At 43.3% G+C, this 22,485-nt stretch carries 18 protein-coding genes and 1 pseudogene; 18 read left to right on the forward strand and 1 reads right to left on the reverse strand.

From position 1 onward, the window contains the following. The first annotated feature begins 144 nt into the window (after positions 1-144). From pnp to rnjB, 10 genes are all read left to right on the forward strand, one after another. Positions 145-2,262, forward strand: coding sequence for a polyribonucleotide nucleotidyltransferase (gene pnp, locus Q3W56_RS01010; RefSeq protein WP_302894194.1), 2,118 nt, complete (start codon positions 145-147; stop codon positions 2,260-2,262). Positions 2,263-2,379: 117 nt separating this feature from the next. After that, positions 2,380-3,339, forward strand: a complete 960-nt coding sequence (locus tag Q3W56_RS01015) for a polysaccharide deacetylase family protein (protein ID WP_302894195.1) — start codon at positions 2,380-2,382, stop codon at positions 3,337-3,339. 39 nt (positions 3,340-3,378) lie between these two features. Further along, positions 3,379-4,608 carry a M16 family metallopeptidase gene (locus Q3W56_RS01020; protein ID WP_302894196.1) on the forward strand — a complete coding sequence of 410 codons (1,230 nt, stop codon included), beginning with the start codon at positions 3,379-3,381 and terminating at the stop codon, positions 4,606-4,608. 78 nt (positions 4,609-4,686) lie between these two features. Further along, on the forward strand, positions 4,687-4,944 hold the full coding sequence (locus tag Q3W56_RS01025) for a YlmC/YmxH family sporulation protein (protein WP_268400188.1): 258 nt from the start codon (positions 4,687-4,689) through the stop codon (positions 4,942-4,944). 191 nt (positions 4,945-5,135) lie between these two features. Beyond that, positions 5,136-6,029, forward strand: a complete 894-nt coding sequence (dpaA, locus tag Q3W56_RS01030) for a dipicolinic acid synthetase subunit A (RefSeq protein ID WP_302894197.1) — start codon at positions 5,136-5,138, stop codon at positions 6,027-6,029. Positions 6,030-6,031: 2 nt separating this feature from the next. After that, positions 6,032-6,634, forward strand: a complete 603-nt coding sequence (gene dpaB / locus Q3W56_RS01035; protein ID WP_019714445.1) for a dipicolinate synthase subunit B — start codon at positions 6,032-6,034, stop codon at positions 6,632-6,634. 125 nt (positions 6,635-6,759) lie between these two features. Beyond that, the gene (gene asd, locus Q3W56_RS01040; protein WP_302894198.1) at positions 6,760-7,800 is read left to right on the forward strand and encodes an aspartate-semialdehyde dehydrogenase; all 1,041 of its coding nucleotides are present in this window, start codon (positions 6,760-6,762) and stop codon (positions 7,798-7,800) included. 91 nt (positions 7,801-7,891) lie between these two features. Further along, entirely contained in the window at positions 7,892-9,106 is a 1,215-nt protein-coding gene (dapG, locus tag Q3W56_RS01045) for an aspartate kinase (protein WP_302894199.1), read from the forward strand. A 30-nt stretch (positions 9,107-9,136) separates the two neighbouring features. Next, the gene (gene dapA / locus Q3W56_RS01050) at positions 9,137-10,009 is read left to right on the forward strand and encodes a 4-hydroxy-tetrahydrodipicolinate synthase (RefSeq protein WP_302894200.1); all 873 of its coding nucleotides are present in this window, start codon (positions 9,137-9,139) and stop codon (positions 10,007-10,009) included. Between the two features lie 178 nt (positions 10,010-10,187). After that, the gene (rnjB, locus tag Q3W56_RS01055) at positions 10,188-11,855 is read left to right on the forward strand and encodes a ribonuclease J2 (protein ID WP_268400184.1); all 1,668 of its coding nucleotides are present in this window, start codon (positions 10,188-10,190) and stop codon (positions 11,853-11,855) included. Between the two features lie 60 nt (positions 11,856-11,915). Here rnjB and Q3W56_RS01060 read toward each other — a convergent pair. After that, positions 11,916-13,087: pseudogene (locus Q3W56_RS01060) on the reverse strand (IS3 family transposase). A 179-nt stretch (positions 13,088-13,266) separates the two neighbouring features. Between Q3W56_RS01060 and tepA the strand changes: the two are divergent. The 8 genes from tepA to ymfI all read left to right on the forward strand — a co-directional run bounded on the left by tepA (position 13,267) and on the right by ymfI (position 22,475). Continuing rightward, entirely contained in the window at positions 13,267-14,004 is a 738-nt protein-coding gene (tepA, locus tag Q3W56_RS01065) for a translocation-enhancing protein TepA (RefSeq protein WP_302894201.1), read from the forward strand. Beyond that, positions 14,001-14,213, forward strand: a complete 213-nt coding sequence (locus tag Q3W56_RS01070; protein ID WP_019714450.1) for a YlzJ-like family protein — start codon at positions 14,001-14,003, stop codon at positions 14,211-14,213. The genes tepA and Q3W56_RS01070 overlap by 4 nt, the downstream gene beginning before the upstream one ends. Positions 14,214-14,342: 129 nt before the next feature. Further along, positions 14,343-16,709, forward strand: coding sequence for a DNA translocase SpoIIIE (gene spoIIIE / locus Q3W56_RS01075; protein ID WP_302894202.1), 2,367 nt, complete (start codon positions 14,343-14,345; stop codon positions 16,707-16,709). 143 nt (positions 16,710-16,852) lie between these two features. After that, positions 16,853-17,578: a GntR family transcriptional regulator gene (locus Q3W56_RS01080; RefSeq protein WP_019714452.1), complete on the forward strand. Its 726-nt coding sequence runs from the start codon at positions 16,853-16,855 to the stop codon at positions 17,576-17,578. A 138-nt stretch (positions 17,579-17,716) separates the two neighbouring features. Then, positions 17,717-18,928 (forward strand): bacillibactin exporter BcbE, encoded by a 1,212-nt coding sequence (bcbE, locus tag Q3W56_RS01085; RefSeq protein ID WP_268400941.1) that lies wholly within the window; start codon positions 17,717-17,719, stop codon positions 18,926-18,928. Positions 18,929-19,129: 201 nt separating this feature from the next. Next, positions 19,130-20,410 (forward strand): EF-P 5-aminopentanol modification-associated protein YfmF, encoded by a 1,281-nt coding sequence (gene yfmF / locus Q3W56_RS01090; RefSeq protein WP_302894203.1) that lies wholly within the window; start codon positions 19,130-19,132, stop codon positions 20,408-20,410. After that, positions 20,407-21,693: an EF-P 5-aminopentanol modification-associated protein YfmH gene (gene yfmH, locus Q3W56_RS01095; RefSeq protein ID WP_302894204.1), complete on the forward strand. Its 1,287-nt coding sequence runs from the start codon at positions 20,407-20,409 to the stop codon at positions 21,691-21,693. Before yfmF ends, yfmH begins: the two co-directional genes overlap by 4 nt. A gap of 53 nt (positions 21,694-21,746) precedes the next feature. Further along, positions 21,747-22,475, forward strand: a complete 729-nt coding sequence (ymfI, locus tag Q3W56_RS01100; protein ID WP_268400936.1) for an elongation factor P 5-aminopentanone reductase — start codon at positions 21,747-21,749, stop codon at positions 22,473-22,475. Positions 22,476-22,485: the final 10 nt, after the last annotated feature.

The raw sequence follows: 22,485 nt of genomic DNA on the forward strand, positions 1-22,485 counted from the left end.
TTTATCGTATTAAAGCGAAAATTCTTATAACAAATCATTGAAATCCTTTTACATACTACTTTGACATTGATATGTTCAATTCATTTCGTTCATAATAGGAGTAATTGATTATTTCACACAACGAAGAGAGGAGTTCGTAATCGTATGGGACAAGAAAAACATGTCTTTACCATAGATTGGGCCGGTAGAACGCTTACCGTTGAAACCGGCCAGCTTGCCAAACAGGCAAACGGTGCTGTGATGATCCGCTACGGTGATACCGCAGTACTTAGTACAGCAACCGCTTCAAAAGAACCAAAACCGCTTGATTTCTTCCCGCTTACTGTAAACTATGAGGAAAGATTATATGCGGTAGGGAAAATTCCGGGCGGGTTTATTAAAAGAGAAGGACGTCCAAGTGAAAAAGCGATTCTTGCCAGCCGTTTAATCGACCGTCCGATCCGTCCTTTGTTTGCAGATGGATTCCGTAATGAGGTTCAAGTCATCAGCATTGTTATGAGTGTTGACCAAGACTGTTCTTCTGAAATGGCTGCCATGTTCGGTTCATCTCTTGCTCTATCCGTATCCGATATTCCGTTTGAAGGACCGATTGCAGGGGTTACTGTCGGACGCATTGATGATCAATTTATCATTAACCCGACAGTCGATCAGCTTGAGAAAAGCGACATCAATCTTGTCGTTGCCGGTACGAAAGATGCCATTAACATGGTAGAAGCGGGAGCGGACGAGGTTCCTGAAGAAACCATGCTTGAAGCCATAATGTTCGGCCATGAAGAGATTAAACGCCTGATTGCATTCCAAGAAGAAATTGTAGCAGCAGTCGGCAAAGAGAAATCAGAAATTGCGCTTTATGAAATTGATGAAGAGCTTAGTGATAAAGTAAAAGCTTTAGCAGAAGAAGATCTGCTGAAAGCTATCCAAGTTCATGAAAAGCATGCCCGCGAAGATGCCATTAATGAAGTGAAAAACACAGTTGTGGCAAAATTCGAGGATGAAGAGCATGATGAAGACACAATCAAGCAAGTGAAGCAGATTTTATCCAAGCTGGTGAAAAATGAAGTGCGCCGCCTGATTACTGAAGAGAAAGTAAGACCGGATGGCCGTGGTGTCGATCAAATCCGCCCGCTTTCTTCTGAGGTCGGTCTCTTGCCAAGAACGCACGGGTCAGGTCTGTTTACAAGGGGACAAACACAGGCCCTCAGCGTATGTACGCTAGGTGCGCTGGGAGATGTGCAAATTCTTGACGGCTTAGGAGTTGAAGAGTCAAAACGGTTTATGCATCACTACAATTTCCCGCAATTCAGCGTTGGGGAAACAGGACCAATGCGTGGGCCGGGACGCCGTGAAATCGGGCACGGAGCACTGGGTGAGCGTGCGCTTGAGCCAGTTATTCCGTCTGAAAAAGACTTCCCTTACACTGTCCGCCTTGTATCAGAAGTGCTTGAATCAAACGGTTCTACCTCTCAAGCAAGTATTTGCGCAAGCACACTTGCAATGATGGATGCCGGTGTACCAATCAAAGCCCCTGTTGCGGGTATCGCGATGGGTCTTGTCAAATCAGGCGAACATTACACTGTTCTGACTGACATTCAAGGCATGGAAGACGCGCTTGGAGATATGGACTTTAAAGTAGCCGGAACCGAAAAAGGCGTAACAGCGCTGCAAATGGACATTAAAATTGAAGGCCTTTCAAGAGAGATCCTTGAAGAAGCGCTTCAGCAGGCGAAAAAAGGAAGAATGGAAATCCTTAATAGCATGCTTGCGACATTAAGCGAATCAAGAAAAGAGCTTTCTCAATATGCGCCTAAAATTTTAACAATGGCCATTAATCCTGATAAAATCCGCGATGTCATCGGGCCAAGCGGAAAACAAATCAATAAGATCATCGAAGAAACCGGTGTTAAAATTGATATTGAGCAGGACGGCACAATCTTTATTTCGTCAACAGATGAAAGCAGCAACCAAAAAGCGCAAAAAATCATCGAAGACCTTGTCAGAGAGGTTGTAGTCGGCCAACTTTACCTAGGTAAAGTAAAACGAATCGAAAAATTCGGAGCCTTCGTTGAAATTTTCAGCGGAAAAGACGGTTTGGTGCACATTTCAGAGCTTGCGCTTGAACGTGTAGGAAAAGTTGAAGATGTTGTGAAAATCGGAGACGAGATTCTTGTTAAGGTCACTGAAATTGATAAACAAGGACGAGTCAATTTGTCCCGTAAAGCGGTGCTCCGTGAAGAGAAAGAAAAAGAAGAACAACAATCTTAAATGAAAACATAAAAAGGAGCCTGGGAGACCCGGCTTCTTTATTTTGAAGCTTTTAAAAAGCAGGCGGGTTCTACCTTGTCCTTCTCTTTCATAATGTGAGGTGAGGGGGGACAGAACATGTACAAAAGATTTGTGCCGTTTGCCGTTTTTCTATTTCTTTTTTTTGTCTCATTTGAGATGATGAAAAATCCGCACACACTTGATTATATAGGGGCAATGAAAAAAGATACGGTGACTGTCACGGCGTCCAAAGACCCGTTATATGTAGAATTGCTTCAAAAAGCGCCTGAGTACGAAGTCAAGCCCCAGGATGCCAGAATCGATAAAGTGTGGAAAAGCATTCCCGGCTACAATGGATTGAAGGTCAATATTGAACAATCATATAAAAAAATGAAAAAACACGGCGAGTTTCGAGAAAACGATCTGGTATACAGCCAAGTGAAACCAAGCGTTCATCTTGAGTCTCTTCAGCCTGAGCCTATTTATAAAGGAAATCCTGAAAAGCCGATGGTGGCTTTATTAATTAATGTGGCATGGGGAAATGAGTATTTGGAAAAAATGCTCCCTATCCTGGAAAAGCACCAAGTCAAGGCTACCTTCTTTTTAGAAGGCAATTGGGTGAGAAACAATGAACAGCTCGCTAAGAAGATTGCGGAAGACGGACATGAAATCGGAAATCATTCATACAATCATCCAGATATGAGCAAACTGACTACAGGAAGAATTTCCGAGCAGCTCGACAAGACAAATGAGCAAATAGAACAAACGATCGGCGTTAAGCCGAAGTGGTTCGCTCCGCCGAGCGGAAGTTTCCGAAAAGAGGTTGTCGACATTGCAGCTGAAAAACAGATGGGAACAGTGATGTGGTCAGTTGATACAATTGATTGGCAAAAGCCGGCTCCGTCTGCACTTCAAACGAGAGTGTTAAGCAAAATACATAATGGTGCCATGATTTTAATGCATCCGACTGACTCCACGGCGGAAAGTCTTGAAGTGCTGATTACAAAGATAAAAGATAAAGGATACGCGCTTGGAACAGTCACTGAACTAATGGATGAAACAAGACTGTTGAAGTAACAGATGCAGGCAGCTTGTCTTTGAATAGGAGGAACAAATTTGATTAAACGATATACGTGTCAAAATGGTGTAAGAGTTGTGCTGGAAAATAACCCGACAGTCCGTTCTGTTGCGATCGGCGTATGGATTGGCACAGGTTCGCGGCACGAAACGCCAGAGATAAACGGAATTTCGCACTTTTTAGAGCATATGTTCTTTAAAGGGACGAGCACAAGATCTGCACGCGAAATAGCAGAATCTTTTGATCGTATTGGCGGTCAGGTCAATGCGTTTACCTCAAAGGAATATACCTGCTACTATGCTAAGGTGCTTGACGAGCATGCGAATTACGCGCTGGACGTATTAGCAGATATGTTCTTTCATTCAACGTTTGATGAAAACGAGCTGAAAAAAGAAAAAAATGTAGTATATGAAGAAATTAAAATGTACGAAGATGCGCCAGACGACATTGTGCATGATTTACTGAGCAAAGCCACTTACGGCAACCATTCTTTAGGCTACCCAATTTTAGGCACGGAAGAAACGCTTGCTTCCTTCAACGGTGACTCCCTCAGACAATACATGCATGATTATTATACGCCGGACCGAGTGGTCATTTCGGTAGCGGGCAATATATCTGACAGTTTTATCAAAGATGTAGAAAAATGGTTCGGGTCATATGAGGCGAAAGGCAAAGCAACAGGCCTTGAAACACCCGATTTCTACACGGAAAAACTGACGAGAAAAAAAGAAACAGAGCAGGCTCATTTGTGCCTTGGATTTAAAGGCCTTCAGGTTGGCCATGAACGCATTTATGATTTAATCGTCCTTAATAATGTCCTCGGAGGCAGCATGAGCAGCCGGCTGTTCCAAGATGTACGAGAAGATAAAGGTCTCGCTTATTCTGTTTACAGCTATCACAGCTCTTATGAGGACAGCGGAATGCTGACCATTTACGGAGGAACGGGTGCAAATCAGCTTCAGCAGCTGTCAGAAACAATTCAAGAAACCCTTGCCACATTAAAACACGACGGCATTACCTCAAAAGAGCTGGAAAACAGCAAAGAGCAAATGAAGGGAAACCTGATGCTGAGCTTAGAAAGCACAAACAGCAAAATGAGCCGGAACGGGAAAAATGAACTGCTGCTCGGCAAACATAAAACTTTAGATGAGATTATCAATGAATTAAACGCCGTGAACTTAGAGCGTGTCAATGGCCTTGCCAGACAATTGTTTACTGATGATTATGCACTGGCACTCATCAGCCCTTCCGGCAATATGCCGTCTTAAAAAGGAAATGCCTGCCCCTTAACGGAGCAGGCATTTTTTTATCCCTTTGATCATACATAGTACAAGGGGGTGACAGACATGCGGCTCAGTGAATTATCAGGAAAGGAAATTGTAGACATCAAAAGAGCTGAACGGCTGGGAGTGCTTGGCCAGACCGATTTAGAAATCAATGAACAGGATGGGCAAATTACAGCACTCCTCATTCCTACAGTTAAATGGTTTGGTTTGAGAAAACACGGTCATGACATTCGTGTTCCCTGGCATCATATTCAAAAGATCGGATCAGATATGATTATATTAGACGTACCTGAGGAAATGGCTCCTCGACAAGAGTAAATGAAAAAAGCCCCTGATGACTGTGATGCGGGCTCTAAGTAAACATCTGAAACATCGGCTTTTGGCAGCCGATGTTTTTTTATATGAAAAAAGCGCATGATTTAATTCACCGGTATTTCCTTTTGATCATAAGATGAAGGGGAGCTTAACAACTAGAGATCCAGTATATACAAAGAAGGTGAACGTTTAGTATGTTAACCGGATTGAAAATTGCAATTATCGGCGGTGACGCAAGACAGCTCGAAATTATAAGAAAGCTCACTGAACAGCAGGCTGACATCTATCTTGTCGGTTTTGACCAATTAGATCACGGTTTTACCGGAGCAGTAAAATGCAACATTGATGAAATTCCTTTTCAGCAAATAGACAGCATTATTCTTCCAGTGTCTGCAACAACAGGAGAAGGTGTCGTATCGACGGTATTTTCGAATGAAGAGGTTGTGTTAAAACAGGACCATCTCGACAAAACACCTGGACATTGTGTCATTTTCTCAGGAATTTCTAACGCATATTTAGAAAACATTGCAGCTCAAGCAAACAGAAAACTTGTTAAGCTGTTTGAGCGGGATGACATTGCGATATACAATTCTATTCCGACAGTAGAAGGAACGATCATGCTGGCTATTCAGCACACGGATTATACGATACACGGATCTCAGGTGGCCGTTCTTGGTCTAGGACGCACCGGGATGACGATTGCCCGTACATTTGCCGCACTTGGGGCGAATGTAAAAGTGGGGGCAAGAAGCTCAGCGCATCTGGCACGCATCACTGAAATGGGGCTCGTCCCTTTTCATACCGATGAGCTGAAAGAGCATGTAAAAGATATAGATATTTGTATTAATACCATACCGAGTATGATTTTAAATCAATCGGTTCTTTCTAGCATGACACCAAAAACTTTAATATTGGATCTGGCCTCACGTCCCGGGGGAACGGATTTTAAATATGCCGAAAAACAGGGGATTAAAGCACTTCTTGCCCCTGGCCTTCCAGGGATTGTCGCACCTAAAACAGCCGGGCAAATCCTCGCAAACGTCTTGAGCAAGCTTTTAGCTGAAATACAAGCTGAGGAGGGAAAATAAGGATGTCGTCATTACAAGGAAAAAGAATCGGGTTTGGACTGACCGGATCGCATTGCACATATGAAGCGGTTTTCCCGCAAATTGAGGCGCTGGTCAACGAAGGAGCGGAAGTTCGTCCGGTTGTCACATTTAACGTAAAATCCACAAATACCCGATTTGGAGAGGGAGCAGAGTGGGTGAAAAAAATCGAAGACCTGACTGGATATGAGGCCATTGATTCAATTGTAAAGGCAGAGCCCCTTGGGCCGAAGCTGCCCCTTGACTGTATGGTCATTGCTCCTTTAACCGGCAATTCAATGAGCAAGCTGGCAAATGCCATGACGGACAGTCCGGTGCTGATGGCGGCAAAAGCGACAATCCGAAACAATCGGCCGGTCGTTCTTGGCATCTCGACAAATGATGCTCTCGGTTTAAACGGAACAAATTTAATGAGGCTCATGTCAACAAAAAATATCTTTTTTATTCCATTCGGGCAAGACGATCCATTTAAAAAACCGAATTCAATGGTAGCCAAAATGGATCTGCTTCCGCAAACTATTGAAAAGGCACTAATGCATCAGCAGCTTCAGCCGGTTCTTGTTGAAAATTATCAGGGAAATGACTAAATTTACAGAAAATCTTTCCCAAACTAAAAAATTCGGTCATCACCCGCATATTCTATGGTAAAATAAAACGTAAAATCATAGTCAAATCAATTCAATGAGGCTGATTGGCGGAAGGAGTTTTACAGATGGGAAGAGGTTTACACGTAGCTGTTGTCGGAGCGACAGGAGCTGTAGGGCAACAAATGCTTAAAACACTTGAAGACAGAAACTTTGAAATGGACACACTTACATTGCTATCTTCAAAACGCTCTGCGGGGACAAAAGTCACGTTTAAAGGCGAAGAGCTGACAGTTCAGGAAGCTTCTCCTGAGAGCTTTGAAGGGGTAAATATTGCTTTGTTCAGCGCCGGTGGAAGCGTATCACAAGCATTGGCACCAGAAGCTGTAAAACGCGGCGCTATTGTTATAGATAATACGAGTGCGTTTCGTATGGACGAAAATACACCGCTTGTTGTGCCTGAAGTGAATGAGGCAGACTTGCATGAACACAACGGCATCATTGCCAATCCTAACTGCTCTACGATCCAAATGGTTGCGGCTCTTGAACCGATCCGCAAAGCATACGGCTTAAGCAAAGTAATCGTATCCACTTACCAGGCGGTATCAGGAGCTGGAAATGAAGCTGTACAAGAGCTTTACAGCCAAACACAGGCGATTTTAAACCAAGAAGAAATAGAGCCTGTGATCATGCCTGTAAAAGGTGACAAAAAACACTATCAAATCGCCTTCAACGCGATTCCGCAAATTGATAAATTCCAAGATAACGGCTATACGTTTGAGGAAATGAAAATGATAAATGAAACGAAAAAAATTATGCACATGCCAGAGCTTCAAGTAGCGGCTACATGTGTGAGACTGCCAATTCAAACTGGGCACTCAGAGTCAGTCTACATTGAAGTAGACCGTGATGACGCTACAGTTGAAGATATTAAAAATCTATTAAAAGAAGCTCCGGGCGTGACACTTCAAGATGACCCAAGCCAACAGCTTTATCCGATGCCTGCTGATGCCGTCGGCAAAAATGATGTATTTGTTGGCCGCATCCGCAAAGACTTGGACAGAGCAAACGGTTTTCATTTATGGGTTGTTTCTGATAACCTATTAAAAGGCGCGGCATGGAACTCTGTTCAAATTGCAGAAAGCCTGAAAAAACTAAACCTCGTATAATAGAGAGAATTTTCTAAAGACGAATAGAAGAGAGTAAGGCACTATCAGCCTGCTCTCTTCTGTTACGTCCGAATAATTTGGAGTGAAAACAGTGAAGATAATTGTTCAAAAGTTCGGCGGAACATCTGTAAAAGATGATAAAGGCCGCAAACTGGCTTTAGAGCATATTAAAGAAGCAATTAGTGAAGGATATAAGGTTGTCGTTGTCGTTTCAGCGATGGGCCGGAAAGGAGACCCGTACGCTACAGATTCTTTGCTTGGGCTGCTTTACGGCGATCAGTCAGCGATTTCTCCACGGGAGCAGGATTTGCTTTTATCTTGCGGAGAGACCATTTCCTCTGTCGTCTTTACAAGCATGCTGCTTGATAACGGTGTGAAAGCAACTGCGCTGACAGGGGCTCAGGCTGGCTTTTTAACGAATGATCAGCATACCAATGCGAAAATCATTGAAATGAGACCGGAGCGTTTATTCGGTGTGCTTGCGAATCATGACGCTGTAGTCGTCGCAGGATTCCAGGGCGCAACTGAAAAAGGTGATACAACAACGATCGGCAGAGGGGGCAGCGACACGTCCGCAGCCGCACTTGGAGCAGCAGTTGACGCGGAATACATCGATATTTTTACTGATGTAGAAGGTGTGATGACTGCTGACCCTAGAGTAGTGGAAAATGCGAAACCGCTTCCTGTCGTGACTTATACAGAAATTTGCAACCTGGCGTATCAAGGGGCGAAGGTCATTCATCCGCGGGCTGTGGAAATTGCGATGCAGGCCAAGGTTCCGATCCGCGTTCGTTCGACTTATTCGAAAGATAAAGGCACATTGGTGACATCGCATCACTCTTCCAAAGTCGGAAGCGATGTTTTTGAAAGGCTGATTACGGGAATTGCCCATGTCAAAGATGTTAGCCAGTTCAAAGTGCCTGCCAAAATTGGCCAGTATAATGTCCAGACTGAAGTGTTCAAGGCGATGGCGAATGCGGGAATCAGTGTCGATTTCTTTAACATTACACCTAGTGAAATCGTATATACGGTGGCCGGGAATAAAACAGAAACAGCTCAGCGTATTTTAATGGATATGGGCTATGATCCGATGATAACCAGAAATTGCGCGAAGGTATCGGCGGTCGGAGCGGGCATTATGGGTGTTCCTGGTGTCACGTCAAAAATTGTTTCGGCTCTTTCAGAAAAAGAAATTCCGATTCTTCAGTCGGCTGACAGCCATACGACGATATGGGTGCTTGTCCATGAATCGGATATGGGACCTGCTGTAAACGCTTTGCATGAAGTGTTTGAACTTTCCAAGTAAATGTGATTGAATCATGATGAGGTGAATAAAATGAATTTCGGAAATGTGTCTACAGCGATGATTACACCCTTTGACAATAAAGGGAACGTAGACTTTCAAAAACTGTCTACACTGATTGATTACTTGTTGAAAAACGGAACGGATTCTTTAGTAGTAGCGGGAACAACTGGAGAATCTCCGACCCTTTCAACTGAAGAAAAAATTGCGCTTTTTGGATATACGGTAAAAGAAGTGAACGGCCGGGTGCCGGTTATAGCGGGTACTGGAAGCAACAACACGAAAGATTCCATCAAGCTGACAAAAAAAGCTGAGGAAGCAGGCGTAGACGCAGTCATGCTTGTTACGCCTTATTACAATAAACCTTCTCAAGAAGGAATGTACCAGCATTTTAAAGCAATTGCGGCCGAAACGTCTCTTCCGGTTATGCTTTATAATGTGCCGGGCCGTACAGTTGCTTCTCTTGCACCTGAAACGATGATCCGTTTGGCGGCAGACATTCCGAATATAGTTGCGATAAAAGAAGCAAGCGGAGACCTCGAAGCAATTACAAAAATTGTTGCAGAAACGCCGGAAGACTTTTCTGTCTATTCAGGGGATGACGCCCTGACGCTTCCTATTCTCTCAGTCGGAGGAAGAGGAGTTGTGTCAGTGGCGAGCCATATTGCAGGCTCTGATATGCAGCAAATGATCAAAAATTATACGAATGGGCAAACAGCTAATGCGGCACTGATTCATCAGAAACTGCTGCCGATTATGAAGGAACTGTTTAAAGCGCCTAATCCTGCTCCTGTCAAAACAGCGCTTCAGCTGAGAGGCCTTGATGTCGGTTCAGTGCGTCTTCCTCTCGTCCCTTTAACCGAGGATGAACGGCTTAGCTTAAGCAGCACGATCAGCGAACTGTAAGAAAAATTTCATACAGTGAAACAAACGCGGTCAATCTCACATTCAGCTGAGCTTGACCGTTTCTTATACATATTGGTTTTCCCTAAACCTGCTGCTTTATCTTGTTTTCTAAATTTACTTTCAGTTATAATAGGAACAAGTGATGATGGACGGGTATGAGACTAGGAGGATATAGATTTTGAAAAAGAAAAATACAGAAAACGTTAGAATTATCGCCCTTGGCGGTGTCGGAGAAATTGGGAAGAACCTTTATGTCATCGAGATTGACTCAGACATATTTGTTGTAGATGCCGGCCTTATGCATCCAGAAAACGAAATGCTCGGTATTGATGTGGTGATTCCTGACATATCATATTTGATTGAACGGGCTGACCGCGTCAAGGCAATTTTTTTAACGCACGGGCACGATGAAAATATCGGCGGCGTTTTTTACTTATTGAACAAGCTGTCCGTCCCAGTGTACGGAACAAAACTGACGCTTGCGCTATTGAGAGAAAAATTAAAACAATACGGACATAACCGAAAAACTGATTTAAGAGAAATTCACTCCAAATCTGTCATTACATTTGAATCGACAAAAGTATCGTTCTTTAGAACGATTCACAGCATCCCTGATTCTGTAGGTGTGAGTCTTAAAACATCACTTGGATCTATTGTATGCACGGGAGACTTTAAATTTGACCAAACGCCTGCACTTAACCAAACGTGCGACATTGGCGAGATCGCCAAGATCGGAAATAGCGGCGTACTTGCCCTGCTTTCCGACAGTGCAAATGCGGAGCGCCCGGGCTATACACCTTCGGAAGCTGCTGTCAGCGGAGAAATTTCGGACGCGCTGTATAATTCAGTGAACCGGGTGATTATTGCTGTTTTCGCATCCAATATTAACCGGATCCAGCAAGTCATTCATGCAGCGGCTCAAAATGGCAGAAAAATTGCCGTTGCCGGAAAAAATCTTCAGTCTGTCCTGCAGCTGGCAAGAAAGCTCGGATATATTGAAGCAGATGATGAATTGTTTATTTCTGTACAGGATGTAAAGAAATATCCGAAGCGCGAAGTGGCCATTATTACAGCAGGCAGCCAAGGTGAACCGTTAGCTGCACTGACAAGAATGGCAAACAAAGCCCACAAACAGCTGAACATTGAAGAAGGGGATACTGTTGTCATTGCGTCAACTCCAATCCCTGGGCAGGAACTCATTTATTCTAAAACAGTAGATCTTCTTGCGAGGGCCGGTGCACAAGTCATCTTTGCACAAAAGCGTGTCCATGTATCTGGCCACGGCTCACAAGAAGAGTTAAAGCTGATGATCAATCTGCTTAAACCAAAATATTTAATTCCTGTAAACGGCGAATACAGAATGCAAAAAGCCCATTCAAAAATCGCTGAAGAAATCGGCATGAAGCGCAGTGATATCTTCTTAATTGAAAAAGGAGACGTCGTTGAATTCCGCGGCCAAAACGTAAAAATCGGGGATAAAGTTCCGTATGGCAATATTTTAATTGATGGTTTGGGTGTCGGTGATATCGGCAATATCGTATTGAGAGACCGCCGTTTGCTTTCACAGGATGGGATTTTAATTGTTGTCATTACACTTGATAAACAAAAGAAACATCTTGTATCAGGACCAGAAATTATCACTCGCGGTTTTGTTTATGTAAGAGAGTCTGAAGGCCTTATCGTACAGGCTACTGAGCTTGTTCGTTCCATTGTGACAGAAGCGACTGAAACATCAAATGTTGAATGGTCAACGCTGAAGCAGGCAATGCGAGATGCTCTGAACCAATTCCTGTATGAAAAAACGAAACGTAAACCGATGATCATCCCAATTATTATGGAAGTATAATGGCTGAATAAAGACCGGAGCTGTGGTCTTACCCTTGTCAAGTAGACAGCCACAAAAAGCCTAAGCAACCAGTGTGTTACGGTATTCTACCGGAGCACACTGGTTTAATTTTTTCTGGAATCGTTCGTGATTATAGAATTGAATGTAATCTTCAACGCTCCTGTGAAGCTCTTCTTCGGTTTGACACGTCGAAAAATTGTTTTGAGATGCGAGAAAAACGATTCGATACAGGCATTATCTAGGCAGTTTCCCTTACGCGAATGGCTGCCTTTCAAACCAACGGTTTCGAGTCGCTTTTGATATGCTTTTGTTGTGTATTGGAAGCCTTGGTCAGAATGGAGGATAGCTCCCTGGACGTCCCGTTGGGCTGTCATACTTTCTACTGTCTTCATGACCAATTCAAGATTATTTCGTTTTGACAGCTTCCATGCGACAATCTCATTGTTGTAAAGATCTTGTACGGCAGAAAGGTAATAGAATCGCTGTCCACAAGCAATATAGGTAATATCGGTTACATATAGATGGATAGGTCGATTGGTTTGAAATTCTCGGTTAAGCCGGTTTGGCAGGACAACCGGTGCCTGTCTTCCAAAATAACGTCGCTTTTTTCGAATGATCGATTGAATGTTCATCTCTTTCATCAATCTGTAAACACGCTTATGGTTGATCCAAAATCCTTCTCTCTTTAAAGCGATGGTAATCCGAGGATAGCCATAGAAAGGACGTGAGTGGTGAATCGCCATGATGTGTTCTTTTATGATCTGCTCTCTCTGTTGCCTTGCCATTCGAAATCCGTTGAGTCTTGCACCATTTATAGTACCCCGACCGTGACACTTTAGCGATACACACCAGCCACGTAATCGGATAACGATCCTTCAATTCGTGCACAGCTTCAAATCGTGCTGTCTTCAAAATCCGTCCTCCCCATGCAGATTTGGATAACGCTTTTTTAGGTATTCGACCTGTGCCTTTAAATAATCTCGTTCTTCCTCAACACTTTTAATTGTTGTCTTAGGGCGTCCAATAAAAGGATTGTCTGACTTTGTCTCTTTGCCCCTTTGATCATCTAAAGACTTGCCTTCTCGATAGGTTTTCACCCAATTTTTGAGCTGGACTCCGAAGCCCTAATTCTTCAGATAACGTGTTCTTTTGTTTCCTTCTTCATACATGTTGACAGCTTTCATCTTGAATTCTTTGGTATAGTGCTGAAAGTGTTGCCCTTTTCTCGCCATAAAAAATCCCCTCCAAGTATAGTGTAACAGCCACTTTTGAAAAGTGGGCTTTTTACACTGTCTACTTAGAGGGGATAATATCACTGCTCCGGTCTTTATTATTTTGCCTTTCAAGCCGGGATTGAATTGAGTATCTTTGTTCATAATACAAAGAGAAATTAGGAAAGGGTGAAAGCGAAATGGATCATCGTATGGAAAACGCAGAAGAAGAGCGTCCTGAAAAAAATGACGCGAAAGACAGCATTATGAATAAAATACAGCAGCTTGGTGAAACGACGCTTCCGCAGCTGCCCCAAGATACAAATATTCATTGTCTGACCATTATCGGACAAATAGAAGGCCATGTTCAGCTTCCTCCGCAAAACAAAACAACAAAATATGAGCATGTCATCCCGCAGATCGTGGCGATTGAACAAAATCCCAAAATTGAAGGCCTGCTGATTATATTAAATACTGTCGGAGGAGATGTTGAGGCGGGTCTCGCAATAGCAGAAATGCTGGCATCATTATCAAAACCGACCGTTTCCATTGTGCTTGGCGGAGGCCATTCCATCGGCGTTCCGATTGCGGTATCTTGTGATTACAGCTATATTGCTGAAACAGCAACGATGACGATTCATCCAGTTCGGCTGACCGGGCTGGTAATAGGTGTGCCGCAAACGTTTGAATATCTGGATAAGATGCAAGAAAGAGTTGTTAAATTTGTGACAAGCCACTCAAATGTAAACGAAGATAAGTTCAAAGAGCTGATGTTTTCAAAAGGAAACTTAACACGTGACATCGGAACAAATGTCGTTGGTAAGGATGCTGTCGAGTACGGATTGATCGATCACGTCGGAGGAGTCGGACAAGCGATCAATAAACTGAATGAGCTGATCGAGGAAGTAAGAGCAGAAGAAGGACGGATGATTCAATGATTCTGTATACTATGATGCCGCAGGAAATTGTTTTTGCTGAACAGAACCAACAGACAAGCGCACATGAGCAAATTGAATATAGAGGTGTGCCGCTTCTCGTTGAGATGAAAGGCAATGAAGCGGAAGTGATTCAAATCATGAGCACCAATCCAATGCATTTTCTGCACCCCGACATTTCACCGGGACAAAAGCTGAAAATAAACCTATAAGATCCACCCCTTTTTTAAGGGCAAAATATGCTATAATAGGGGAATCCTACAGAAAAAACGCAGCCTGTAAACGGCTGCTTTCTTCATTATGTATGAACTTACATTTTTTAACGCAGTAAGGTGATGAGTGTGGCAAAGAAAAAACGAAAATCAAGAAAAAAACAGGCGAAACAGCTCAATATAAAATACGAACTCAACGGATTGCTGTGTATAGCCATTTCAATTATTGCAATTCTGCAGCTGGGGGTAGTCGGGCAAACCTTTATTTACTTGTTCCGCTTTTTTGCTGGAGAGTGGTTTATCTTATGCTTATTAGGTTTATTAGTGTTAGGAGTCTCGCTGTTTTGGAAGAAGAAAACGCCAAGCCTATTAACGAGACGAAAGGCCGGGTTGTACTGTATTATCGCCAGCATATTGCTGCTTTCTCACGTGCAGCTGTTTAAAAATTTGACGCACAAAGGGTCTATTGAGTCTGCAAGCGTGGTGCGCAACACATGGGAATTGTTCTTGATGGACATGAATGGCAGCTCCGCTTCACCTGATTTAGGCGGAGGAATGATCGGTGCGCTGCTATTTGCTGCTTCACACTTTTTATTTGCGTCAACTGGTTCTCAGATCATGGCGATTGTTATGATTTTGATCGGGATGATTTTAGTCACAGGGCGCTCTCTTCAAGAAACGCTGAAAAAGTGGATGAGCCCGATTGGCCGCTTTTTAAAAGAACAATGGTTTGCATTTATTGATGATATGAAATCCGTCAAAACCAATATGAAGTCATCGAAAAAAACGAAAGCGTCGAGCAAAAAACAAAAACCTGCCCGCAAAAAACAGCAACTGGAACCGGAGCCTTCTCCTGAAGAAGAGGGGGATTTAGAAACGGTATCGCCTCTTATTCATTCAGAGCCGATTATCTCAAGCTTTTCAGATCGCAATGAAGATGAAGAGTCTCCAGTCATAGAAAAACGCACTGAACCTGTATCAGAGCCAATTCAGGACATCCAGACTGAAACAGGTGATCAGGAAACTGTTTCTGCTCCGCCTATGACCTTTACGGAGCTTGAAAATAAGGATTATGAGATGCCGTCACTTGATATACTGGCAGATCCGAAGCATACTGGCCAGCAGGCCGATAAAAAGAATATTTATGAAAATGCGAGAAAGCTCGAACGCACCTTCCAAAGCTTTGGCGTAAAGGCGAAAGTCACACAGGTTCATCTTGGGCCGGCCGTAACAAAATATGAAGTGTATCCTGATGTCGGAGTGAAGGTTAGTAAAATTGTCAATTTAAGCGATGATTTGGCTCTTGCACTTGCTGCAAAGGATATTAGGATTGAAGCACCAATACCAGGCAAATCTGCAATCGGAATTGAGGTTCCGAACGCAGAGGTGGCGATGGTATCGCTGAAGGAAGTGCTAGAGTCCAAGTTAAATGACAGACCGGACGCAAAGCTGCTAATCGGACTCGGCCGCAATATTTCAGGTGAAGCTGTGCTGGCTGAGTTAAACAAGATGCCCCATCTTTTAGTCGCAGGGGCAACAGGAAGCGGGAAAAGCGTCTGTGTCAACGGCATTATTACAAGTATTCTGATGCGCGCGAAACCGCATGAAGTGAAAATGATGATGATCGATCCTAAAATGGTAGAGCTGAATGTCTACAACGGGATACCGCATTTGCTAGCTCCGGTTGTAACGGATCCGAAAAAAGCGTCACAGGCTTTGAAAAAAGTTGTCAATGAAATGGAGCGGCGGTACGAGTTATTTTCTCATACGGGTACACGAAATATTGAAGGATACAATGATTATATAAAACGTGCCAACAATGAAGAAGGAGCGAAACAGCCGGAGCTGCCGTATATCGTTGTGATTGTGGACGAGCTTGCCGATCTCATGATGGTCGCTTCATCTGATGTGGAGGATTCGATTACGAGATTGTCCCAAATGGCGCGGGCTGCCGGCATCCATCTCATTATTGCGACACAGCGGCCGTCGGTTGACGTAATCACAGGGGTCATCAAAGCGAATATTCCGTCACGAATCGCGTTCAGCGTATCTTCACAGACGGATTCAAGGACGATTCTTGACATGGGTGGCGCTGAAAAGCTGCTCGGCCGCGGGGATATGCTGTTTTTGCCTGTCGGGGCTAATAAACCTGTCCGTGTGCAGGGAGCATTTTTGTCGGATGACGAAGTGGAAAAGGTCGTCGACCATGTGATTACACAACAGAAAGCGCAATATCAGGAAGAAATGATTCCTGAGGAGACGACGGAAACTCATACCGAGGTTACCGATGATCTATATGATGAAGCTGTTGAATTAATTGTCGGCATGCAGACAGCATCTGTTTCAATGCTGCAAAGAAGATTCAGAATCGGTTATACGAGAGCGGCGCGTCTGATTGACGCCATGGAGGAACGGGGCGTTGTTGGGCCGTATGAAGGCAGCAAACCTAGGGAAGTCTTATTATCAAAAGAGAAATATGATGAACTCTCTTCTTAATGAAGAGAGTTCAGCTTTCTTCAATTATTAATAATAACATTATGTAAACTGACAACCTTTCTATTTATTTTTTCGACAAAACATGATATAGTTGTCCCAATTGTTCAATAATTTTTATCGAAAGTGGTTTACGGAGGGGAAACATGTCTACAAAAGCTGATAATCGGCACTTGTATTTAAAAGTAATTGAACGAATTAAAGAGGATATTAAAAATGGCATCTACACAGAGAAGGAAAAGCTGCCTTCTGAATTTGAGCTTTCCAAAAAGCTTGGTGTCAGCAGAGCGACGCTTAGAGAAGCCTTGCGGATACTGGAAGAAGAGCATGTCATTATCAGAAGGCATGGTGTAGGCACTTTTGTCCATTCTAAGCCGTTATTTCTTTCGGGCATTGAACAGCTGAACAGTGTAACGAAGATGATAGAACAGGCAAATATGACGCCTGGTACGATTTTTCTATCATCCCAAGTGCTTATGCCGACTGAAGATGATAGCAAGAGATTTCATATGGAAGATGGACAAGAACTTTTTTACCTCGAACGAGTCAGAACAGCTAACGGACAGCCGATTGTGTATTGTATAGACAAAATTCCGATGGATATTTTGCCGAATTCTTTCTCTCATCAGCAAGAATCAATGTTTGACCTGCTTGAGAAAAATTCAGGCTCCGTGATCAGCTATGCCGTGACTGATATTGAACCGATCGGCTATCATGATACCATTTCGCCAGTGCTGGAATGCGATCCGGAAACAGCTCTTTTGCTGTTAAAACAAACCCATTACGATCAGCACGATAAACCGGTGCTTTACTCATTAAATTATTTTAGAGCGGATAAATTCAGATTTCATGTTTTGCGTAAACGATTCTAAAACGGGCGCTGTAAATGTGTCTGTTTTTTTGTTTGCACTGATTCATGTTTCTTTGTACATACTTTCACTCCTGTTAACGCAATATATAAGGGATGACAAGAAAGTGAATGGGTGAAAATGTTGAGAGAGAAAAATGGAATGAAAAATATTATTGCATTGTCTTCTGTACCGCTTGTGATGACACTAGGGAACTCCATGCTGATTCCTGTTCTTCCAATGATGGAGAAAAAGCTGGGAGTGACTTCATTTCAAGTGTCTTTAATTATTACTGTATATTCAGTAGTAGCGATTATTTGCATTCCAATTGCCGGATATTTATCAGATCGATTCGGGAGAAAAAAAATATTGCTTCCATGCCTTCTCATAGCAGGATTAGGTGGGTTGGTGGCTGCTTTTGCCTCAACTTATATGAAAAGTCCTTACGCTATGATTTTGGCGGGTCGGGTTCTTCAAGGTATTGGCTCTGCAGGGGCAGCTCCTATCGTTATGCCGTTTATCGGCGATTTATTTCAAGGAGACGATGAAAAGGTCAGCGCCGGCCTTGGTGATATTGAAACTGCCAACACGTCAGGGAAGGTATTGAGTCCTATACTAGGCGCCTTACTAGCTTCTTGGTACTGGTTTGTACCTTTTTGGTTTATTCCGTTTTTCTGTTTGATCAGCTTTTTGCTCGTGTTGTTTCTGGTGGCCAAGCCTGAAGAAGATGAAGATGCGCCAGCGGTTTCTGAATTTATCAAGAGTGTGCGAAAAATTTTTAAGCAGGACGGACGCTGGCTTTATACGGTCTTTATTATCGGGTGTGTCATTATGTTTTTGTTATTCGGCATATTATTTTATTTATCAGATACGCTGGAGAAGAAGTATGCCATTGACGGAGTAGCTAAAGGCGGATTACTGGCAATCCCACTTTTATTTTTGTCAACGAGTTCTTATATAGCTGGCAAGAAAATTGGTAAAGATAAAGGCCGAATGAAGTTTTGTGTTGTTACAGGAATGACTCTGTTAACCCTGTCGTTTATTGCCTTGTGGTGGAACCACAGTTTTTATTTTTTATTTGTCTTTTTAAGCTTTGGCGGGATTGGGATTGGAATGGCGCTTCCTGCTTTAGATGCACTGATAACCGAAGGAATTGAAAGTGAGGAATGCGGAACCATTTCCTCCTTTTACAATAGCATGCGCTTTATAGGAGTAGCTATCGGTCCGCCTGTTTTTGCGGCGTTAATGTCTAATGCAAACTGGCTGATTTTCATTCTATCGGCGTTTTGCAGCATCGTTTCTTTATTCTTAGTGCTCTTTACTGTAGATGCTAAAAAAAGTGAAGAGGAAGAAAAAAACTTAGGGACGGTCTAGCCAACCGTCTCTCTTGCAGTTTACAATTGTCGTGCTGCAGGCGCAAATGATTTAACCTATACAGCCTCCGTCCTGTCGGGCGGAGGTTATTGTTTCCTTATAAATCCTACAGTTGCTATAATTACATGTAAGAGTGTTTCTGCGTATGCTGAAAATTGGTCATAATACATACTAATAAGAAATGAACGAAGGAGGTTCCATATGTCATATGTAAATGAAATCAAAACAAAGCACGGCGGTTTAACCGCACACATCGTAAAAACAGAAAAATTCAAAACCGTCTCGCTTATTTTTAAAATGCTTGCACCGCTGACAAAGGATCAAGTCACTAAAAGAGCGTTGCTTCCGCATGTGCTTCTTCGCGGTACAAAAAGCCATCCGAAAACCGCAGAGTTGCGTTCTTATTTGGATGAACTATACGGGACGTCCGTTTCGGCAGATCTTTCGAAAAAAGGAGAGCGGCATGTCATTACGTTCAGGCTTGAAGTCCCGAATGAAAAATATTTAAGAGATCAAATGCCGCTTCTTGAAAAAGGACTGCAGCTCCTTGCAGAAATCGTCTTTTCACCTGCTTTAGAGGGAGGCGCATTTCAATCACAATATGTGGCTCAGGAAAAACGGACGCTCAAGCAAAGAATCCAAGCCGTCTATGACGACAAAATGCGCTACTCTAATTTAAGGCTGATACAGGAAATGTGCAAAAATGAGCCTTACGCGCTTCATGTCAATGGGGAAATCGACGATGTCGATGCCATTACGGCCGATCAATTATATGAAACATATCAAAGCGCTATCCAAAAAGATCAGCTCGATCTTTATGTCGTTGGCGATGTGGACAGTAACCAAGTGCAAGCGGCAATTGATAAGTATTTCCAAGCAAAAGAGCGTAATATCGGCATGCCAGAAAACAATCATGCTGAGCAAAAAGCCCAGCCTAAAGAAGTAATTGATGAAGAAGACGTCAAACAAGGAAAGCTGAATATCGGCTACCGCACCAGCATCACTTATACGGATCAGGATTATGCTGCTTTGCAAGTGTTTAACGGATTGTTCGGCGGATTCTCTCATTCCAAGCTTTTCATCAATGTTCGGGAAAAAGCCAGTCTTGCATACTACGCCGCTTCACGTATAGAAAGTTTTAAAGGCTTATTAATGGTGATGTCGGGCATTGAAGTGAAAAATTACGAACAGGCTGTTTCTATTATTGCTGAGCAATTTCAGGCAATGAAAAACGGCGACTTCAGTGAGCAGGACATCGCTCAGACAAAGGCTGTCATTCGAAATCAAGTGCTGGAAACCATTGATACAGCGTACGGTTTATCTGAATTTTTGTATCAGCAGGCCGCTGCCCAAGTCGATATTCCTATCGAAGACTTTCTTGCCAATATTGAGCAAGTCACAAAAGAGGATATCGTGAAAGCCGGTGAAAAGATTCAGCTTGATACGACTTATTTCTTAAAAGGGACGGAGGGTGCATCTTGATCAAACCAATCGAATACGAACAGCTTCAGGAGACGCTGTACCATGAAAAAATGTCAAACGGCCTTGACGTTTACGTTTTGCCGAAAAAAGGCTTCAACAAAACATATGCGGTTTTTACAACAAAGTACGGCTCTATAGATAACCGGTTTGTCCCTTTAGGTAAAAATGAGATGGTTCACGTACCGGACGGCATCGCCCATTTTCTTGAGCACAAGCTGTTTGAAAAAGCGGACGGAGACGTTTTTCAAGATTTCAGCAAACAGGGCGCTTCTGCCAATGCGTTTACGTCATTCACAAGAACGGCTTATCTTTTCTCAAGCACATCGAATGTTGAACGTAATTTAGAGACGCTGATCGATTTCGTACAGGACCCGTATTTTACTGAAAAAACGGTTGAAAAAGAAAAAGGGATTATCGGGCAGGAGATTAACATGTACGATGACAACCCCGATTGGAGGCTTTACTTCGGGGTCATTGAAAACATGTACAAAGAACACCCTGTCAGAATAGACATAGCTGGAACGGTGGAAAGCATTTCACATATTACAAAAGATCTTCTTTATGAATGCTATGAAACGTTTTATCACCCGAGCAACATGCTCCTCTTTATTGTCGGACCTGTAGATCCAGAAGCGATCATTACTCAGGTAAGAGAAAATCAAGAGAGAAAGCCGTATACCGACCAGCCGGAAATCAAACGGGAAGAAGTGAAAGAGCAAGAAGCTGTTTTCCGAAAAGAAAAAGAGATCAAAATGAATGTGCAGGGTCCGAAATGCCTTGTCGGGCTGAAATCAAAGAATCCGTTTAAACTAGGCAAAGAGCTGTTGAAGCATGAACTTTCCATGAACTTATTGCTGGAATCTCTTTTCGGCAAAAGCTCTGCCCAGTACGAATCACTTTATGAGAAAGGGTATATTGACGAAACGTTCAGCTTTGATTTTACAGCTGAATATGGTTTCGGTTTTGCGGCGATCGGCGGCGATACACCCGAGCCTGATCAATTGGCTGAAGATATATCAAGCATGCTTCTGCGGGCCGGTGAACTGATTAATGCTGAAAAGATTGAACTTGCCAGAAAGAAAAAGATCGGCACGTTCTTAAAAGCGCTGAATTCACCTGAATACATTGCCAACCAATTTACCCGCTATGCTTTCTTGGATATGAGCCTGTTTGACGTCGTAACGGTTCTCGAGCAAATTACTCTCGAGGATGTCCAGAAAGTCATACAAGAGGAAATTGCTGCGGACAGACTGACTGTCTGCAAGGTTGTTCCTAAATCATAAACAAACATCCCTCCAGTGTGGGGGGTGTTTTTCTGCGGAAAGAAGGAAAGAGGATGAACAAAACAGCACTAATCACCGGAGCAAGCGGCGGCATCGGCAAAAGCATAAGTGAAGCCCTTGCGGCAGAGGGATACAATCTGCTTTTGCATTATCATACAAATCAAAACGCGGCAGCGGAGCTTGCTGAAAAACTAAGAGAGACGTTTGGCGTGCGTGCTGAAAGTTTGCAAGCCGATCTGTCCGCGCCAGAAGGAGCAGATAAGCTGACAAGTTCAATTGTTCAGCCGGTTGATGCAATTGTTTTAAATAGCGGAAGAAGCCATTTTGGACTGATTACGGATGTGGATAATGCAACTGTTCAGGAAATGGTTCAGCTCCATGTGGCGAGTCCGTATATGCTAACGAGAAACCTTCTTCCAGGCATGATCCGGAATAAATCAGGAGCGATTGTGGCTGTCAGCTCTATTTGGGGCGAGACTGGAGCATCTTGTGAAGTGCTGTACAGCATGGCAAAGGGAGCTCAGCACTCGTTTGTAAAAGGACTGGCTAAAGAGCTGGCGCCTAGCGGAATCAGGGTAAACGCCGTAGCGCCGGGCGCGGTTGATACAAATATGATGAATCAATTCACCCCTTCTGAAAAAGAAGAGATTGCGGATGAGATCCCGATTGGCCGGCTGGCACGGCCGCAAGAAATTGCCGATGCAACAGCTTTTCTCCTGTCTGAAAAAGCATCATATATTACTGGCCAAATTCTGTCGGTGAATGGCGGCTGGCACTGCTGATTCGAAAATA

This window comes from Bacillus sp. C28GYM-DRY-1, from assembly GCF_030519405.1.
In the GTDB taxonomy this organism is placed as follows: domain Bacteria; phylum Bacillota; class Bacilli; order Bacillales; family Bacillaceae; genus Bacillus; species Bacillus spizizenii_A.

Bases quoted from the DNA above. Each gene is read 5' to 3' on its own strand.
- pnp (WP_302894194.1), top strand. From the start codon at position 145: ATGGGACAAGAAAAACATGTCTTTACCATAGATTGGGCCGGTAGAACG.
- Q3W56_RS01015 (WP_302894195.1), top strand. From the start codon at position 2,380: ATGTACAAAAGATTTGTGCCGTTTGCCGTTTTTCTATTTCTTTTTTTT.
- Q3W56_RS01025 (WP_268400188.1), top strand. From the start codon at position 4,687: ATGCGGCTCAGTGAATTATCAGGAAAGGAAATTGTAGACATCAAAAGA.
- dpaA (WP_302894197.1), top strand. From the start codon at position 5,136: ATGTTAACCGGATTGAAAATTGCAATTATCGGCGGTGACGCAAGACAG.
- dpaB (WP_019714445.1), top strand. From the start codon at position 6,032: ATGTCGTCATTACAAGGAAAAAGAATCGGGTTTGGACTGACCGGATCG.
- asd (WP_302894198.1), top strand. From the start codon at position 6,760: ATGGGAAGAGGTTTACACGTAGCTGTTGTCGGAGCGACAGGAGCTGTA.
- dapA (WP_302894200.1), top strand. From the start codon at position 9,137: ATGAATTTCGGAAATGTGTCTACAGCGATGATTACACCCTTTGACAAT.
- tepA (WP_302894201.1), top strand. From the start codon at position 13,267: ATGGATCATCGTATGGAAAACGCAGAAGAAGAGCGTCCTGAAAAAAAT.
- Q3W56_RS01070 (WP_019714450.1), top strand. From the start codon at position 14,001: ATGATTCTGTATACTATGATGCCGCAGGAAATTGTTTTTGCTGAACAG.
- Q3W56_RS01080 (WP_019714452.1), top strand. From the start codon at position 16,853: ATGTCTACAAAAGCTGATAATCGGCACTTGTATTTAAAAGTAATTGAA.
- bcbE (WP_268400941.1), top strand. From the start codon at position 17,717: ATGAAAAATATTATTGCATTGTCTTCTGTACCGCTTGTGATGACACTA.
- yfmF (WP_302894203.1), top strand. From the start codon at position 19,130: ATGTCATATGTAAATGAAATCAAAACAAAGCACGGCGGTTTAACCGCA.
- ymfI (WP_268400936.1), top strand. From the start codon at position 21,747: ATGAACAAAACAGCACTAATCACCGGAGCAAGCGGCGGCATCGGCAAA.